This is a genomic window from Ruegeria sp. AL11 (assembly GCF_056540865.1).
In genome coordinates this window covers 358,860-374,167 of sequence record NZ_JBQFXO010000002.1, presented here as the reverse complement: position 1 = coordinate 374,167, position 15,308 = coordinate 358,860, and the positions used below count along the sequence as shown (strand labels likewise).

Annotated in this window: 17 protein-coding genes; 8 read left to right on the top strand and 9 right to left on the bottom strand. The window is 58.0% G+C overall.

Annotated features, from left to right (window positions below):
• Nucleotides 1-9 precede the first annotated feature (9 nt).
• Nucleotides 10-1,248, bottom strand: coding sequence for a COG4223 family protein (locus tag ACR0IP_RS05560; protein ID WP_480524280.1), 1,239 nt, complete (start codon nt 1,246-1,248; stop codon nt 10-12).
• Between the two features lie 54 nt (nt 1,249-1,302).
• On the bottom strand, nt 1,303-2,016 hold the full coding sequence (locus tag ACR0IP_RS05555) for a uroporphyrinogen-III synthase (protein ID WP_480524278.1): 714 nt from the start codon (nt 2,014-2,016) through the stop codon (nt 1,303-1,305).
• 97 nt (nt 2,017-2,113) lie between these two features.
• On the opposite strand from ACR0IP_RS05555, the gene tsaD reads away from it, so the two are divergent.
• The 4 genes from tsaD to ACR0IP_RS05535 are packed head-to-tail and all read left to right on the top strand — an operon-like array spanning nt 2,114 to nt 4,863.
• Entirely contained in the window at nt 2,114-3,211 is a 1,098-nt protein-coding gene (gene tsaD / locus ACR0IP_RS05550; protein WP_170720448.1) for a tRNA (adenosine(37)-N6)-threonylcarbamoyltransferase complex transferase subunit TsaD, read from the top strand.
• Nucleotides 3,208-4,170, top strand: coding sequence for an NAD(P)H-dependent glycerol-3-phosphate dehydrogenase (locus ACR0IP_RS05545; protein WP_480524276.1), 963 nt, complete (start codon nt 3,208-3,210; stop codon nt 4,168-4,170). Before tsaD ends, ACR0IP_RS05545 begins: the two co-directional genes overlap by 4 nt.
• Before the next feature lies 1 nt (nt 4,171).
• On the top strand, nt 4,172-4,441 hold the full coding sequence (locus ACR0IP_RS05540) for a YciI family protein (RefSeq protein WP_170380168.1): 270 nt from the start codon (nt 4,172-4,174) through the stop codon (nt 4,439-4,441).
• Nucleotides 4,441-4,863, top strand: coding sequence for an EVE domain-containing protein (locus tag ACR0IP_RS05535; protein WP_170380169.1), 423 nt, complete (start codon nt 4,441-4,443; stop codon nt 4,861-4,863). The genes ACR0IP_RS05540 and ACR0IP_RS05535 overlap by 1 nt, the downstream gene beginning before the upstream one ends.
• Nucleotides 4,864-5,182: 319 nt before the next feature.
• Here the strand turns inward: ACR0IP_RS05535 and ACR0IP_RS05530 are convergent, their stop codons facing one another.
• On the bottom strand, nt 5,183-5,524 hold the full coding sequence (locus ACR0IP_RS05530) for a DUF2853 family protein (protein WP_170380170.1): 342 nt from the start codon (nt 5,522-5,524) through the stop codon (nt 5,183-5,185).
• Between the two features lie 114 nt (nt 5,525-5,638).
• Nucleotides 5,639-6,529: a LysR family transcriptional regulator gene (locus tag ACR0IP_RS05525; protein ID WP_480524274.1), complete on the bottom strand. Its 891-nt coding sequence runs from the start codon at nt 6,527-6,529 to the stop codon at nt 5,639-5,641.
• A 91-nt stretch (nt 6,530-6,620) separates the two neighbouring features.
• Here ACR0IP_RS05525 and ACR0IP_RS05520 point away from each other — a divergent pair, with 91 nt between their 5' ends.
• Nucleotides 6,621-7,697 (top strand): L-dopachrome tautomerase-related protein, encoded by a 1,077-nt coding sequence (locus tag ACR0IP_RS05520; protein WP_170689594.1) that lies wholly within the window; start codon nt 6,621-6,623, stop codon nt 7,695-7,697.
• Between the two features lie 35 nt (nt 7,698-7,732).
• Here ACR0IP_RS05520 and ACR0IP_RS05515 read toward each other — a convergent pair whose 3' ends face one another.
• The 3 genes from ACR0IP_RS05515 to ACR0IP_RS05505 form a co-directional block, all read right to left on the bottom strand.
• A complete protein-coding gene (locus ACR0IP_RS05515; protein ID WP_480524271.1) occupies nt 7,733-8,479 on the bottom strand; it encodes an extensin-like domain-containing protein in 747 nt (248 codons plus the stop codon).
• Nucleotides 8,480-8,492: 13 nt separating this feature from the next.
• Nucleotides 8,493-9,881 carry an adenosylhomocysteinase gene (ahcY, locus tag ACR0IP_RS05510; RefSeq protein WP_480524327.1) on the bottom strand — a complete coding sequence of 463 codons (1,389 nt, stop codon included), beginning with the start codon at nt 9,879-9,881 and terminating at the stop codon, nt 8,493-8,495.
• A 246-nt stretch (nt 9,882-10,127) separates the two neighbouring features.
• Nucleotides 10,128-10,418 (bottom strand): hypothetical protein, encoded by a 291-nt coding sequence (locus ACR0IP_RS05505; RefSeq protein ID WP_480524269.1) that lies wholly within the window; start codon nt 10,416-10,418, stop codon nt 10,128-10,130.
• 144 nt (nt 10,419-10,562) lie between these two features.
• Here ACR0IP_RS05505 and ACR0IP_RS05500 point away from each other — a divergent pair, with 144 nt between their 5' ends.
• Together ACR0IP_RS05500 and ACR0IP_RS05495 are read left to right on the top strand one after the other, a co-directional pair.
• Nucleotides 10,563-11,159 carry an HD domain-containing protein gene (locus tag ACR0IP_RS05500; RefSeq protein WP_480524267.1) on the top strand — a complete coding sequence of 199 codons (597 nt, stop codon included), beginning with the start codon at nt 10,563-10,565 and terminating at the stop codon, nt 11,157-11,159.
• A gap of 829 nt (nt 11,160-11,988) precedes the next feature.
• Entirely contained in the window at nt 11,989-12,477 is a 489-nt protein-coding gene (locus ACR0IP_RS05495; RefSeq protein WP_480524325.1) for a CHAP domain-containing protein, read from the top strand.
• A gap of 44 nt (nt 12,478-12,521) precedes the next feature.
• Here the strand turns inward: ACR0IP_RS05495 and ACR0IP_RS05490 are convergent, their stop codons facing one another.
• On the bottom strand, nt 12,522-13,076 hold the full coding sequence (locus ACR0IP_RS05490; protein ID WP_050604676.1) for an ActR/PrrA/RegA family redox response regulator transcription factor: 555 nt from the start codon (nt 13,074-13,076) through the stop codon (nt 12,522-12,524).
• A gap of 81 nt (nt 13,077-13,157) precedes the next feature.
• Nucleotides 13,158-13,784, bottom strand: coding sequence for an SCO family protein (locus tag ACR0IP_RS05485; RefSeq protein ID WP_170689589.1), 627 nt, complete (start codon nt 13,782-13,784; stop codon nt 13,158-13,160).
• 90 nt (nt 13,785-13,874) lie between these two features.
• Between ACR0IP_RS05485 and regB the strand changes: the two genes are divergently transcribed.
• Nucleotides 13,875-15,272 carry a sensor histidine kinase RegB gene (gene regB, locus ACR0IP_RS05480; RefSeq protein WP_170470634.1) on the top strand — a complete coding sequence of 466 codons (1,398 nt, stop codon included), beginning with the start codon at nt 13,875-13,877 and terminating at the stop codon, nt 15,270-15,272.
• Nucleotides 15,273-15,308: the final 36 nt, after the last annotated feature.

Sequence of the window (15,308 nt, the reverse complement as noted above, 5' to 3'; positions counted from 1 at the left end):
GCAGGTCCTTCAGTTCGAGTTCAGGTCGGAAGCAAGCGTATCGGCAGCTTCAACCGCCGCGACCCGGGTCTGGGCGGCTTGTTCCCAGTCGGCCATTGCGGTCTGCGCCGCCTCTGGCAGGGATTTCAACTCAGTCAGGGCAGTAGCGACATCACCATCGGCCAAGGCCGCCTGAGCACGCGACAGCACAGCATCCGGACCATCCCCATCCTGAGGGGTCACCGATCGCGCGCCGGTCTGGCGTTGCAAAAAGGCGATCACGCCCGTGCCTTTGTCCGCATCCCGCGCATCCGCCAAAGCGGTACGCGCCGCCGCAGGGAACGAGGCCCGCAAGGACGAAAGCGTCTCAACCCCTTTATCTGCAGGCATTGAGAGCGCATCAGGCACCGTCACGCCTCCCGCTTGCAGTTCGCCCAAAAGGTCCGAGTAGGGCTGACCGGCATCCAACTGTCCATGCAGGCGGGACAGAATGGCGAGATTGGTCGCGGCTTGCGCTTCGGCCGTTGCTTTCGCCTCAAGCGCCTGTGCATCGGCGACCATTTTTTCGACCTCTCCGCGCTGCGCCGCCAGTGAGTCCTGCAGCTTTTTCAGTTCTGCTTCAAAAGCAGCGGTCGCTTCGGTCGAGGTATTTGCAGCAATGGGCGCCTTCTCAAGCTCGGTCAGTCGGTCGGCCAGGGGCGCGATCTGGCCGGTCAGAAATTCGACGCTGGATTTCACGGCGGTCAGATCTGCGTCAACTGGGTCCAGCTTTTGCGATAGCGCCTGAACCTGATCCGTCAGGCCCGACACGTCTGGCGCATCCGAGAGTTGCTTCGTCAGCGCTTCGATCTGATCGGATTGTTCCGAGAGCTTCGATTCAAGCGCCGCAATCACGTCCGAGTTATCCGACCCACCAGACGAGATCAGCCCCGTTTGAGCCGCCGCGAAGCCAAGGCCCGCGGCAATCACACCACCTATCAGGGCCGGAACAAATCCGCCCCGTTGTTCCTGGGTTGGTTCAGCGGGTTTCTCATCGGCCTGCATAGGTTCCGACGGCTCGACGGACGCTTCGGCTTCGGCTTCGGCTTCGGCTTCGGCTTCGGCTTCGGCTTCGGCTTCGGCTTCGGAAATCAGGCCCTCATTCGGCGCATCTTCGTCAACAGGCGACCCTTCAGTTTCACCGCTAGGTTCAACGCTTACATCTTCGACCACATCGTCTGTTTTCGGGGTTTCTACCGGTTCCTGATCGGATTTCTTTTTGCCCGCCACCGTCAAATTCCCCTTATCGATTCTAAAATCACCAGAACTACAGACTGTTCCAAGTTAATCTGCACCCGGCTCTCTCTCAACCCGCAACGCGTGTTTCACAAGCTTTTTAACGGCCTTACGCATCTTCTTGGGCGTCGGTTCCTTGGCGATCCTCAGACGTTCATACCCCAAGGATTTAAGGGGTTCCGCCGTTGCCTCGCTGATTGCGGCCAGCCATAGCGGGGCAGTGCCCGCCCAGATGTCGGCAAATTGTCGCGCGGTGCGGGGTGAGAAAATAGGCGCGATCACTGGCCTGTCGCCCTCGGATGCGGCCTTTGCCTCGGGGCTGAGCGGCAGCAGAAGTTGCTGGTACACCGCCTGTTCGCGCGTGGTTACGCCCATCTCGGTCAGACGCTCGGCGATGTTGCCCCGGCTGTGTTCGCCGCGCAGATGCAACAGCGGGCTGGTTGGTCTGATTTGCAAAAGACCGGCCACAAGCTCTTCAGCCGTACCACCGACCATACGCGCATCCCAGCCCGCGCCTTCGGCGGTTGCAGTCGTGGTCGGACCCACGCTATAGGCAGGCAAATCCCGGCGCACACCCGCCGAGGCTGCCGCATTCACTGCATTGGAAGACGTGAATATCAACCCCTGCGTCTCAGCCGTGCAGATCGGAACCGCCAGCGGTTTGATTTCCAGAATGGGGGAATGGATGACCTCAACACGCGATCTGACGCGGGTCGGAAGCTGCGCAACAAACCTCTCCGAGGCGGCGCGAGGGCGGGTCATCAACAAATACAACTATCGGCGCCTTCGGCCTTGGGATTGTTTGCGTCCGCGCAGGGTGGTACCCCGCTTGGCAATCATGATGCAACGGATCACGCCAATGGTGCAAACACTTACCGTCCTTGGATTGGAAAGCAGCTGCGACGACACAGCCGCCGCCGTCGTGCGCCAAACCGACGGCGAAGGGGCCGAAGTGCTGTCGTCGATTGTCCATGGCCAAACCGAGCTGCACAGCGCTTATGGGGGCGTCGTCCCCGAAATCGCTGCACGTGCCCATGCGGAGAAATTGGATATCTGCGTCGTGCAGGCGCTAAAGGATGCGGGTCTAACACTAGCCGACATGGACGCCATCGCCGTCACCGCCGGGCCCGGCCTGATCGGAGGGGTCATGTCCGGCGTCATGTGCGCCAAGGGGATCAGTGCGGCGACCGGCCTGCCTCTGATCGGGGTAAACCATCTGGCCGGTCACGCTCTGACCCCGCGCCTGACAGATGGAATAGCCTTTCCGTACCTGATGCTGCTGGTCTCGGGCGGGCACTGCCAATATCTGATCGCCCACGGACCCGAGCAATTCACCCGTCTGGGCGGCACCATCGACGATGCCCCTGGTGAGGCCTTTGACAAAACCGCCCGTCTTCTGGGCCTGCCGCAACCCGGTGGACCCTCTGTCGAGGCAGAGGCGCGCAAGGGCGATCCCAAGCGGTTCCGTTTTCCCCGCCCCCTACTGGACCGGCCCGGATGTGACCTGTCTTTCTCGGGGCTGAAAACCGCGCTGATGCGGATGCGGGATCAGATCGTCGCGGAAAAAACCGGCCTAACCCGACAGGATCGCGCCGATCTATGTGCCGGGTTTCAGCAGGCTGTTGTGGACACTTTGGCCGAGAAAACACGACGCGCTATGGATATGTATCTGGCCGAGACCCCCTCGGATCCGGTGATCGCAGTCGCGGGCGGTGTGGCTGCAAACTCCGCTATTCGCATTGCGTTAGAGTCTGTTTGTGCGGAAAAAGGCGCGCGTTTCACCGCCCCGCCCCTTGCCCTTTGCACCGACAATGCCGCCATGATCGCCTATGCTGGGATGGAGCGTTTTCGCACCGGCGCGCGCGACGGTTTGGATCTGACAGCGAGACCCCGTTGGCCTTTGGACCAAACCAGCCCCGCCATGCTGGGTAGCGGTAAGAAGGGCGCAAAGGCATGAGCGTTTCGGTTCTCGGATCAGGGGCGTTCGGTACGGCACTGGCGATCTCACTGGCCGTTAACGGGCCAGTCACCCTGTGGTCGCGCAGCGCCGAGCAAGCGAAAGCCATGCAAGACAATCAGATCAACAAGAGGCGATTGCCCGATGTCGCCTTGCCCGATGCCATCACCGTCACCTCTGATATCGGAGTAGCGGCGGCAAACGATGTCCTTCTGGTGTCTGTGCCGATGCAACAGTTGCGCCATGCACTGCAGGAACACGCAGCGGTGCTGGCCGGGAAAACGCTGGTTGCGTGCTGCAAGGGGATTGAACTGTCCTCGGGCCTCGGTCCGATTTCCGTGATCCGCGCAACCATCCCGGATGCACGACCAGCGCTTCTGACTGGCCCCAGCTTTGCGGATGACATCGCGCGTGGCCTGCCGACCGCGCTGACCTTGGCCTGTGCAGATGCTGATCTGCTCGAAACACTGCAATCCGAGCTGACCACCGCCAATCTGCGCCTATACCGCACCACCGATGTGATCGGGGCGGAACTCGGCGGCGCATTGAAAAACGTTATGGCCATCGGATGTGGCGCTGCCATCGGGGCCGGTCTGGGCGATAGCGCCCGTGCTGCCCTGATGACGCGCGGATTTGTCGAAATGCAGCGCTTTGCCCTCATGCGCGGCGCACAGCCAGAGACGTTGATGGGGCTCTCTGGCCTAGGTGATCTGGTGTTGACCTGCTCGTCGGAGCTGTCCCGAAACTATCGTTTTGGCCTGTGTTTGGGTCGAAATGAGCCCTTCGACACCACAACAACCGTCGAAGGTGTCGCCACCGCCCGCGCCATGGCCGATATCGCCAAGGCCGAAGGTCTGGACATGCCCATCAGCGCCACTGTGGCCGACCTGAGCCAAGGCGCCTACAGTGTGGCGCAAGCTATCGAAACCCTGCTCAACCGACCCCTCAAGGAGGAATAACATGCTGATCGCCCTCATCGCCCGTGACAAACCCGGCGCGCTGCAAACCCGGCTGGACAACCGCTCGGCCCATTTGGCCTATATCGAAGAAACCGGCGTTGTATCGCAGGCTGGCCCGTTGCTGGACGGAGATGCGATGATCGGCTCGCTGGTTGTTCTCGATGTCGAAGATCTGGCCGCTGCACAAAGCTGGGCCGACAATGATCCCTATGCCAAGGCAGGCCTGTTCCAGTCTGTCGAACTGATCCCTTGGAAAAAGGTGATTGGCTGATGGCATACTGGCTGTTCAAATCCGAGCCATCGACCTGGAGCTGGGACCAGCAGGTTGCCAAGGGCGAGGCAGGCGAAGAATGGGACGGCGTGCGGAACTATCAGGCGCGCAATTTCATGCGGCAAATGGCAATCGGTGATCGCGGGTTCTTTTATCACTCGCAAAAGGACAAGGCGATCGTCGGCATCGTTGAGGTCTGTGCTGAGGCCCATCCCGACAGCACCACCGATGACGAACGTTGGGAATGCGTGGATATCAAGGCGGTAAGACCGTTTGAAGTTCACGTCACGCTGGATCAGATCAAAGCGGATGAACGTCTGGGTGAAATGGTGCTGGTCAAAAACTCTCGCCTGTCGGTGCAGCCGGTCACCGAGGCGGAATGGCGGGTGATCTGCGCCCTAGGCTCGACTGCGGCCGACTAGATCGCTTTGCGTTTGATTTGAATCGAATTACGCTGCCGCTCCCTGCGGTCGAACGCGCATTTCGATGACCTTGCCTAGGCCAAAACGCAAAACGCTTTAAAATAGAGGGAAGGCCCTACACGGTGCAGAACCTTCCCTACCCCACGTGCTCCCTACTCACCACACGCGTATTGGAATCTGTTGGTTCTGACCGTCCTGGCCACATAAGGACCATAGCCTGTTTTCTCAGGCCGCTTCAAACACCAAGTCCTTAAAATATAACTCAAAACAAAAACGCCCGCCGATGGGAAGGCGGGCGTTTGGGTGGAAAACGTAACGTTTAGCCGTAAACCGATTCTTTGCCGAAATGCTTGGTCAGCATGTAGTAGACCACGGCGCGGTACTTGTTGCGCTCGGACATGCCATAGGTTTCCAGAACCGAGTTGATAGCCTCCATCAGCTCGGGACCGTCAGCTAGACCCAGCTTTTTGATGAGGAAGTTGTTTTTGACAGTCTCCAGCTCTCCATCCTGGCTGGCTGCCACGGTCGACGCGTCGGCGTCATAGATCGCCGGGCCACAACCGATTGTGACCTTGGTTAGCAGGTCCATATCGGCATCCATGCCGCATTTGTTTTTCAGATCATCGGCGTATTTGGCGATCAGATCGTCGCGTTTTCCCATAAAAAGTCTCCCTATCAGCAGTCCTGGCTGCGGTTACTCAAATCCTAAAAACAGGTGCCGGAAGCCTAGCCATTCCTCTTATTCCCACAAAGGGAAAAATTCCGCGCTTTCCCCCTAAGCGGAGGAGCGCCTTTGCCGCGCGCCTTGAAAGGCTCGATCTGCAAGGTCCGAAAACGCGCGAACTTTGCGCCCCGGAGTACTGCTGCCCGCGTGAACAAAGGCAATTGGTGCAGAGGGGGATTTCAACGCACCGGGCAAAACCTCGACCAGCGTGCCCTGCTGCAACTCTCGCTGAACGGCCAGACGGGATTTGACCGCCAGCCCCAGCCCCTGCACTGCGGCTTCGGTCAACATGTCCGAGTTGGAAACGGCAATACGTCGCGTGACGGACAGTTGCCCCTCATGGGTGTCGAACCGCGTCTGCCAGGGCAAACACGCCCAACGCATCTTGCGCAGGTCTTCGACGGATTTGGGCATCTCGTATCGTGCAATGAAACCCGGCGCGGCGCAGATGATCCGGTCATTGTCGCAAAGCTTGCGCGCCTTCAGCGTGCTGTCCGGCAATTGCCCGACACGAATGGCGCAATCAACGCCCTCATCCACCAGAGAGACATAGCGGTCGACAGCTAGAAACTCGATCGTCAGGTCCGGATGATCCTCTTGGAAACTGTCCATCAACGGCATGATGAACCGGGACAAGATCCACGGCGACAGGGTTACACGCAGATGGCCGCGCAGCGCCCCCTTGCCGCTTCCGGCCTCCAATTCGGCCTCTCGCAGATCAGACAACACAGGCTCGATCCGATCCAGAAAGATCAGGCCTTCATTGGTCAGTTGCACCCGGCGGCTGTTGCGGTGAAAGAGTTTGAGGTTCAGCACCTCTTCTAACTTCCCGATCCGATGGCTGACCGTCGCTGCCGAAATGCCCAGCGCCTTTGCAGCCGATCCGACCCCTCCAGTTTTGGCGACAGAGACGAAGGTCAGAAGATCGTTCACATGGTACATTCGAGGATTCCTAACACTGGTTTCGAAATTGAGCCAGTTATCCGAGAAAATTTCAAATGGTATCTGATCGGGCACATCAGAGGAGGACCCGATGAAATCGCTCTATGCAGCTACATGCGCCTTGGCGCTGGCTTTGCCCGCGGCGGCAGCCGAATTGGAAACGTATCTTGAGTTCGAGAAGGCCATGCCTCCGGGCAATCTGGCGATTGGACCGGATGGGCGCATGTTCATGTCGGTGCATGAATTCTACGGGCCCGAGTTACGCGTGGTCGAAGTGATGCCCGACGGATCAACCAAGCCCTACCCGACCGAGGACTGGGCCCGCGCCCCACAAGATGATGCCGATGGGTTGAACGGCGTTTTGGGCCTGCGTGCAGATCGCGATGGTATTCTGTGGATGCTGGACGGTCAGGGTGAAAACCAGACCGGGCGCATTGTCGGTTGGGACACCAAAACCGAGACGCTGCACGCGATCCACTATATCGGTGCCCCGGTCGCGCGGCCGACCTCGTTCCTGAACGACCTTGCAGTCGACCGCGATCATGGGGCGATTTACATCTCGGATACGGGTGACGGTCAGAACTCGGCCATCATCGTGGTTGATCTTGAGACGGGCCGCGCGCGGCGCGTTCTGGAAGGGTCCCGATACACGATCCCCGAGGATACCCCGATGGTGATTGACGGGCGTGAGATCACGCTGGGCGGCAATCCGGCCAAAATCGGCATCAACCCAATCACTGTCGATCCGACCAATACCTGGGTCTATTTCGCCCCGATGACGGCAAGCGCGATGTACCGTATCCCCACGGCGGCATTGCTGGATGAAAGCCTATCGGATGCCGATCTTGAGGCGCAGGTCGAGCGCTATGGCGACAAGCCGATCTCGGATGGTTCGACCGTGGATACCGGTGGCAATGTCTATATCACCGCGATGACGGATAATGCACTGGGCGTCACCAAGCCGGATGGCAGCTATGAGGTTCTGTTCCAGTCAGATGACGAATTGCCGTGGCCGGACGGGTTCTCGATCGGTGCGGATGGGTATGTCTATGCCACGATTAACGAGTTGCACCGCTCACCCGTTTTGAACAATGGCGAGGATGCCTCCAAGGGGATCTACAAGATCGTCCGGTTCAAATCGCTTTCCGACGCGGTCAGCGGACGCTGATCCTGGCCCGGCCCTGTTCAGCGGGGCCGGGATACCTATCGACAATAGCCCCAACCGGGGCCTTGTAGGTGAAAATGATCCGCGTGCAGGCGGTTGAAATTGGGGCCTAAAACCACGCGGAACCAGTCACACGCCCCCTTCCCGATCCGATGTAGAAACGCGGCTTCGGGTCCCGGCGCGGACCAATCCTGCAATAGGCTGAGCGTGCGCCCATCCGCCAGTTCCACGCTGATGATATCAATCGAATCTGCTGTCGCATGGCTGCTCCAACCACTGTTTTCGCCCTGCGCGGTCCGCATCCGGCGGCAATTGTAGCTGCCCAGATGGCGCAATGTGCGTACTTGAGTACCCAACAAGTCCTGCGCGGCGGGCTGAACCACGTGATGATCCCACATCGCCAGACGCAGGGCCGTTGTACAGCGGGTCTCGACCGCGTTCATCCGGGCACTGACCAAGCGGGACAGCTCACCCCGTCCGGAGATGCCACAGTTCTGGTCGACGACCAGATCCTCCATCTCTGAGAACGCAACACCGGCCTCAGACAGTGTGGCCCGGCACTGCGCCTCATCCGCCAGCGCCCGGTTCATCTGATATTTGGTAACGGGCGTAACAGGCGCGGTCAGTGTCAGATCCCGCAAAGGATTCCAGTGGTCGGGCAGCGGTGATTTGGGATGCGACAGCAACACATACCCGGCCGACCCAACAAGAAATAGAAATACAATGATCGAAAAGAAAGACGCCGCCAGATACAAGATCCGGCGGCGTCCTGAACGTTTGGTCATACCCGATCCGCGATCAGTAGCGGTAGTGCTCGGGCTTGTAGGGGCCTTCCGGCGCAACGCCGATATAAGCCGCTTGTTCGTTGTCCATCTTGGTCAGCTTCACGCCGATACGATCCAGATGTAGGCGGGCCACTTTCTCATCCAGATGCTTGGGCAGGATGTAGACCTTGTTTTCGTACTGGTCACCTTTGGTGAACAGCTCGATCTGCGCCAAAACCTGGTTGGTGAACGAGGCCGACATCACGAAGGACGGGTGACCGGTGGCGTTGCCGAGATTCAGCAGACGGCCTTCGGACAGCAGAATGATGCGGTTGCCCGAGGGCATCTCGATCATGTCCACCTGTTCCTTGATGTTCGTCCATTTGTGGTTCTTCAGGCTGGCCACCTGAATTTCGTTGTCGAAGTGACCGATGTTGCCGACAATCGCCATATCCTTCATCTCGCGCATATGCTCGATGCGGATCACGTCCTTGTTGCCGGTGGTGGTGATGAAGATATCCGCGCTGGCAACTTCGTCTTCCAGTAGGGTGACTTCGAACCCGTCCATCGCAGCCTGAAGCGCGCAGATCGGGTCAACTTCGGTCACTTTCACACGCGCGCCAGCGCCGGACAGCGAAGCGGCCGAGCCTTTGCCCACGTCGCCGTAACCGCAGACCACGGCAACTTTACCGGCAAGCATGGTGTCAGTGGCGCGGCGGATACCGTCAACCAGCGATTCCTTGCAGCCGTATTTGTTGTCGAATTTCGACTTGGTGACCGAGTCGTTCACGTTGATCGCCGGGAACGGCAGGTGGCCGTCTTTCACCAGCTGATACAGGCGGTTCACGCCGGTGGTAGTTTCCTCGGACACGCCTTGGATCTGATCCCGCATCTTGGTGAACCAACCGGGCGAAGCTGCCATGCGCTTGGCGATCTGCTTCTTGATCACCTCTTCCTCTTCCGAACCCGGAACGGGGATAATGTCTTCACCCGCTTCAGCACGAGCGCCCAGCAGGATATACAGCGTCGCGTCGCCGCCATCGTCCAAGATCATGTTCGGGCCTTCGTCGAACAGGAAGGATTTGTCCAAGTAGTCCCAATGCTCTTCCAGCGTCTGGCCCTTGATGGCAAAGACAGGGACACCCGCCTCGGCAATCGCCGCTGCCGCGTGGTCCTGGGTCGAGAAGATGTTGCACGACGCCCAGCGCACATCCGCGCCCAGAGCAACCAGCGTCTCGATCAGAACGGCAGTCTGGATGGTCATGTGCAGCGACCCAACGATCCGCGCACCGCTCAGAGGTTTGCTTTCACCATATTCCGAACGCAGCGCCATCAGGCCCGGCATTTCAGTTTCGGCGATATCCAGTTCTTTGCGGCCAAACCCGGCCAGCGAAATGTCTTTGACGATATAGTCCCCGGCCATCAGGCGCTCCATTTTTGCGGTCAATCACAGTTCCGGCTGCCCCTAGCATCCCTTGGGGCAGGTGGCAATGTGGATGACCGAAAACGGGATGCTACGCCGCAAAAATCAGTTGGGCACACTCAATCATATCAACTGATGTCACAATCAGCTTTTGGAATTCTTGGTTTCGGAAACACGAATAGCCAGATAAGCCAAAAGAAACAAAAGAAAAAAGGTCAAGCTAACCAAACTAAAGTAGGTCATTCTTCATTCGTCCTTTTTTAACCTGATCAGCAAGTGAGCTACACCGTGTAGCCCAAGACCAAATGCAATCGCATACCAGTTCACAAACGATAGATACACCGAGACCGGTAAAGAACCCGTTAAAGATGCAACCTTTTTAGATGACTCCCAATCAAACTTGCCCCAGGTATCGACGAAGTCGTTTGGATTGACCTCCGCAAACAGCGGGGTGATCAGACCTATACCGACAATAGCTAGTGCAATCGTATTTGCTGTCGTAGAAAGCAAAGAAATATGATCATCACGTCTAGACATTGCGTTAACTTTCTTTCAAGGGTTTCCGAAATCATTTCGATAGATCAATCAACAGGTTAGTTTTAGACTGGGTTCAGACTTGAAGCTAGATGAAACAGAATTAAAGTGTCCGAATCCTAGAACCAAATTTCGAGCAACCGCAAAGTGCCAACACAACCCCGCGCATGGCAGAGGATGCTGTCGGGCCGCAGGCTGGACCTGCTGGACCCGACCCCGGTCGATATCGAGATCGAGGATATCGCCCATGGCCTGGCCTTTGTGGCGCGTTGGAACGGGCAAACGGCGGGGGACTTTGCCTATTCCGTGGCCGAGCATTCCCTTTTGGTCGAAGAGCTTTTTGGCCGTATTGCACCCAAAGCGCCCGTGAAATGGCGGCTGGCGGCTTTGCTGCACGACGCGCCGGAATACGTGATCGGAGACATGATCTCACCCGTCAAATCCGCCGTAGGCCCGGACTACGGCGCACTGGATGACCGTCTGGCGGCAGCGATCCATATTCGCTTTGGACTTCCTGCCGAGGTGCCGAAATCGGTAAAACGGCAGATCAAGAAAGCCGACAAGATCAGCGCCTGGATGGAAGCCACCCAGATCGCAGGTTTTTCCGAGGCTGAGGCGACGAAGTTCTTTGGCCGCCCGGATCGAGCGGTGATGGAGGGGTTGGAGATCAGGCTGAGGCCGCCCGTGGACGTGCGAAAGGCCTATACTGAGCGGCATTGCGAATTACTCAATTTGTTTTGCTGATTGAGGGCTAAGTAGAAAGTTGGAGAATGCTGGCTTTAGTTCGACGCCTCTTAGTCTACGGGTCCTTCATAGCGTTGAATTTCTGTTGCTTTATCATTTCAGCTGTTCTGTTTGATGGCTGCACCAAGTGCTATGTGGACTCAAACGCAGAGCGATGGTCGATGGCAGTTACAGCGATCACCATTTGGGTGTGGCCGTATCTGTTCTTGACTATTTGGATCGGAACCAAAGCTTACTCTGCGCGATGCAAGAACAGACCCCTGCTGCCGCTCTTGGCTGCCTTTTTCTTTGGCTTCGTAGTTTACTCGAGTACTTGGCTAGTCTGGACCGGAATCGCTTTGCGCTGCGGCAAGGACTGCTTTCCGCCGCATCCGCTGTCTCATGCATTTGAGACGGTTGGCAATTGGGGGTTCTTCATAGGTCTGTTGGGGTTGTTTGTCTGCTACTTAAAAGAAAAGGCAATGGAGTAACCCATATGTCGTAATCAAGTAAGCTCGCAGACTAACAGCAAGTCCAAGTTGCAAACACTAGCGCGAGTTGCGCTTCACCAAAACCAGCCGCAGTGTTCGGCGGTGCACGTTCAGGCAACGTCCAGTGATCAAAACTTCGGTTGCAGATTCGCCTAAAATCTCACCATTTTGTCTTAACGTTGTAGCAGAGAACCGGCGAAATCTTGCCGCACGCTGACAAGCCTCTTTTCACAACACATCAGGTCACCCTAAAACTTGCGTGTCTTCAAAATGGGCAGTGAAGATTCTTGAATACGGGCAAACGCAAAACGGACACCACTTGGCCGCGCCTATCCGGCGGCGCGCGAACCGCAATTGCGGTGGGGCTTTTGAGTCTAGTCTCTGCCTGCGCCCATGGCCCAACCGATGTGCAACTTGATCCGGAACGTCAGTCAATGGCGCTGCAAGAGGTCTCGCAAAAGCAGGCTCGAGGGCAACGGGTTTGGTGCGTGCCCTACGCACGTAGCCTCAGCGGTATCGAAATTCGCGGCAATGCCAAGGACTGGTGGGGCAAAGCGCGCAGTGCGTTTGAACGAGGCAACGAACCGGCTGTCGGTTCGGTCATGTCGTTTCGGGCAACGCGCGGGATGCCTCTGGGCCATGTGGCTGTCGTGTCCGATGTTGTTAGCGACCGGGTCGTCATCGTGAACCACGCCAATTGGCACCGCAACAAAGTGTCGTTGAAAATGGGCGTGAAAGATGTCTCCAAGAACAATGACTGGACACTGGTTCGGGTCGAGAGCGTGCCGGGGCAATATGGCAGTTTGTACCCGGTGAACGGGTTCATTTACCCTAAGTCTGGCGAGTAGCCTGAAAAACTACCCTCTCAACAGACGAGTGAAAGCTCTGCTTTTTACCGCGGGCTACGTTTCGCCAAGATACGCTGCAACGTCCGACGGTGCATGTTCAGGCGCCGTGCGGTTTCCGAGACGTTCCGGTCGCACAGTTCATAGACCCGCTGGATATGTTCCCACCGCACGCGGTCGGCGCTCATCGGGTTTTCAGGTGGCGGGGGCAGTTCGTCGCCCTTGGCCAGCAGCGCGTTGGTGATGTCTGTGGCGTCGGCGGGTTTGGACAGGTAGTCGGTCGCGCCGATCTTGACGGCGGCGACGGCTGTGGCGATGGCCCCGTAGCCGGTCAGCACCACGACCCGGCTGTCGGGGCGCTTTTCACGCAGCACTTCGACGACATCCAAACCGTTGCCATCCTCTAGCCGCAGGTCGACAACCGCATAAGCCGGCGGACGCGCGGTAGAAATGGCGCGGCCAGCAGCGACGGAGCCTGCGGTTTCAACCTCGAAACCGCGTTTTTCCATGGCTTTGGCAAGGCGTCTCAGGAACGGCTCGTCATCATCCACCAAAAGCAGAGATTTATCGGGGCCGATATCAAGCTGGGAACTGTCTGCCATCGTTGAGTCTTTCCGCTATTTCATGCCTTTGGCTTTACCTAGAAGTAATAGCAGCGCGGGGCCAAAGGTCAAACCGGCTTGTCAGGAGCCGGCTTGGTCCAAAAAGCAACCGACCTTGTCAGCCATTTGCTGCGCTGTGTCTTCACGTTTGAAGAACTCAAGAAACCCATCTTCGGGTGTGACCAGATAGGTGAAGGTGGAATGGTCGACCAGATAGTATTCGTCGCTTTTGTCATGGGCCTTGTAGTAGGTCTTGTAGGCTTGGCTGGCGGCCTTGACCTGCTCGGGTGAACCGGTCAGGGCGATTAGACGTTCATGCAGGTTGAAGGCGTAGTCTCCGACCACTTCAGGCGTGTCGCGATCGGGGTCGATCGAGATGAACAGAGGCGTCACGGATTGCCCGCGCTCGGCCAGAATGTCCACGGCCTCGGCGTTGCGGGACATGTCAAAGGGGCAGACATCGGGGCAGAACGTATATCCGAAATAGACGAGCGTCGGCTCGGTGATCACATCCTTGTCAGTGACCGTCTCGCCTTTACCATTGACCAGTTCGAACGGACCGCCAATCGCCGCCGTTCCGCCCGCGATCTGGCTGGACCGGCATTGGGCGTATTTGTCATCTGACCCTGACCCCATTGTCAAAAGCCACATGGCGCCAAGGCCGATAGCAAGAACGACAGCTGCGAGAATAGCAAACAGGCGGGTCATGATCGTTTTCCGTGTGCAAGGGGTTGTTGATCGTATCAGCCGGGACACCTATCAAGATGATCAGCCGATGCAACAGGACATAAGTGACCAATGGCAGAATCCAACCAGAGTTTATGGGGCGGTCAGGAACGAAGCAGCTGGATCAGGCTGCGCACCCTTATCCTACTGCGCTGGGTGGCCATCTTTGGCCAGATCACGGCTATTACGGTGGCTCAGCACAGCTATCATGTGCAGCTTGAGGTCACCCTGTGTTACTTGGCGATCGGCGTTTCGGTGATCGGCAACCTGACTGCCAGCTTCCTGTTCCCACAAAACAAACGCCTGACTGAGTTCCAGAACTTCTTGATGGTGCTATTCGACCTGTTTCAACTGGCGATCCTGCTGTATCTGACCGGCGGATTGAACAATCCCTTTGCCCTGCTGTTGCTGGGTCCGGTCACGATCTCGGCAAATGTCATGAGTACCCGCTCAACGCTGATCGTGGGGGCCGTGGCAATTGCGCTGGCCACCCTTCTGGCTGAGTTTCACCTGCCCCTGCGGACCGAGATTGGCCTGGTCCTGCAAATCCCCGACATTCTTCTGTTCGGCAACTGGGCCGCGATCATCATCGCCATTGTCTTTATCGGGGCCTACTCGCACCGGGTCAGCTCCGAGGCGCGCTCGATGTCCGAGGCGCTGGCGGCCACGCATATGGCGCTGGCGCGCGAACAGAAGCTGACCGATCTGGGAGGAGTTGTCGCCGCCGCCGCGCATGAGCTGGGGACCCCTCTGGCGACGATCAAACTGGCCAGTTCCGAATTGATCGAGGAGCTCGACGACCGCCCCGAGCTGAAAGAAGACGCTGCCCTGATCCGTGAGCAGGCGGACAGATGCCGGGACATCCTGCGCGATATGGGACGTGCCGGCAAAGACGATCTGCACCTTCGTCAAGCGCCCTTGTCCACGGTGGTGCATGAAGCGGCCGAGCCGCATATCGACCGGGGGAAGACCGTACATTTCGCCGAAGGTCCGGTGCTGGATGGCGATGTGCAACAACCTTCGATCCTGCGCAAACCCGAGATCATTCACGGTTTGCGCAACCTGATCCAGAATGCAGTGGATTTCTCCCGCGCGAATGTCTGGGTGGAGGCGGAGTGGACCTCGGACAAGATCACCGTCTGTATCATGGATGACGGGCGCGGCTACCCCTCGCATCTGATCGGGCGGATTGGTGATCCCTTGATGCGGCGAAGACGGGCCGAAACCGACCAGCGCGCGCGCCCTGAGTACGAAGGTATGGGGCTTGGCCTGTTCATCGCAAAAACCCTATTGGAGCGCAGCGGGGCGGATTTGGAATTTGCCAACGGCTCGGACCCGTATCAGCACCTCTCGGACAAGCCTGACCGCCGGGGTGCTATCGTCAAGGTCGAATGGCCGCGCAAACGCATCGACGCGCAACAGGGCGATACTCCGGTACCATCCGGGCGCAACCAGCCTATCCAGGTCTGAGTTAAGACACCGTTAACCATTCTCGCCTTAGGTTGC

What these genes read in the sequence shown, in the direction of transcription:
- ACR0IP_RS05520 (WP_170689594.1), top strand. Translation starts at nt 6,621, where the DNA reads ATGAAATCGCTCTATGCAGCTACATGCGCCTTGGCGCTGGCTTTGCCC.
- ACR0IP_RS05530 (WP_170380170.1), bottom strand. Translation starts at nt 5,524, where the DNA reads ATGGGAAAACGCGACGATCTGATCGCCAAATACGCCGATGATCTGAAA.
- ACR0IP_RS05515 (WP_480524271.1), bottom strand. Translation starts at nt 8,479, where the DNA reads ATGACCAAACGTTCAGGACGCCGCCGGATCTTGTATCTGGCGGCGTCT.
- tsaD (WP_170720448.1), top strand. Translation starts at nt 2,114, where the DNA reads ATGGTGCAAACACTTACCGTCCTTGGATTGGAAAGCAGCTGCGACGAC.
- ACR0IP_RS05540 (WP_170380168.1), top strand. Translation starts at nt 4,172, where the DNA reads ATGCTGATCGCCCTCATCGCCCGTGACAAACCCGGCGCGCTGCAAACC.
- ACR0IP_RS05535 (WP_170380169.1), top strand. Translation starts at nt 4,441, where the DNA reads ATGGCATACTGGCTGTTCAAATCCGAGCCATCGACCTGGAGCTGGGAC.
- ACR0IP_RS05545 (WP_480524276.1), top strand. Translation starts at nt 3,208, where the DNA reads ATGAGCGTTTCGGTTCTCGGATCAGGGGCGTTCGGTACGGCACTGGCG.
- ACR0IP_RS05485 (WP_170689589.1), bottom strand. Translation starts at nt 13,784, where the DNA reads ATGACCCGCCTGTTTGCTATTCTCGCAGCTGTCGTTCTTGCTATCGGC.
- ACR0IP_RS05505 (WP_480524269.1), bottom strand. Translation starts at nt 10,418, where the DNA reads ATGTCTAGACGTGATGATCATATTTCTTTGCTTTCTACGACAGCAAAT.
- ACR0IP_RS05555 (WP_480524278.1), bottom strand. Translation starts at nt 2,016, where the DNA reads ATGACCCGCCCTCGCGCCGCCTCGGAGAGGTTTGTTGCGCAGCTTCCG.
- ahcY (WP_480524327.1), bottom strand. Translation starts at nt 9,881, where the DNA reads ATGGCCGGGGACTATATCGTCAAAGACATTTCGCTGGCCGGGTTTGGC.
- regB (WP_170470634.1), top strand. Translation starts at nt 13,875, where the DNA reads ATGGCAGAATCCAACCAGAGTTTATGGGGCGGTCAGGAACGAAGCAGC.
- ACR0IP_RS05490 (WP_050604676.1), bottom strand. Translation starts at nt 13,076, where the DNA reads ATGGCAGACAGTTCCCAGCTTGATATCGGCCCCGATAAATCTCTGCTT.
- ACR0IP_RS05525 (WP_480524274.1), bottom strand. Translation starts at nt 6,529, where the DNA reads ATGTACCATGTGAACGATCTTCTGACCTTCGTCTCTGTCGCCAAAACT.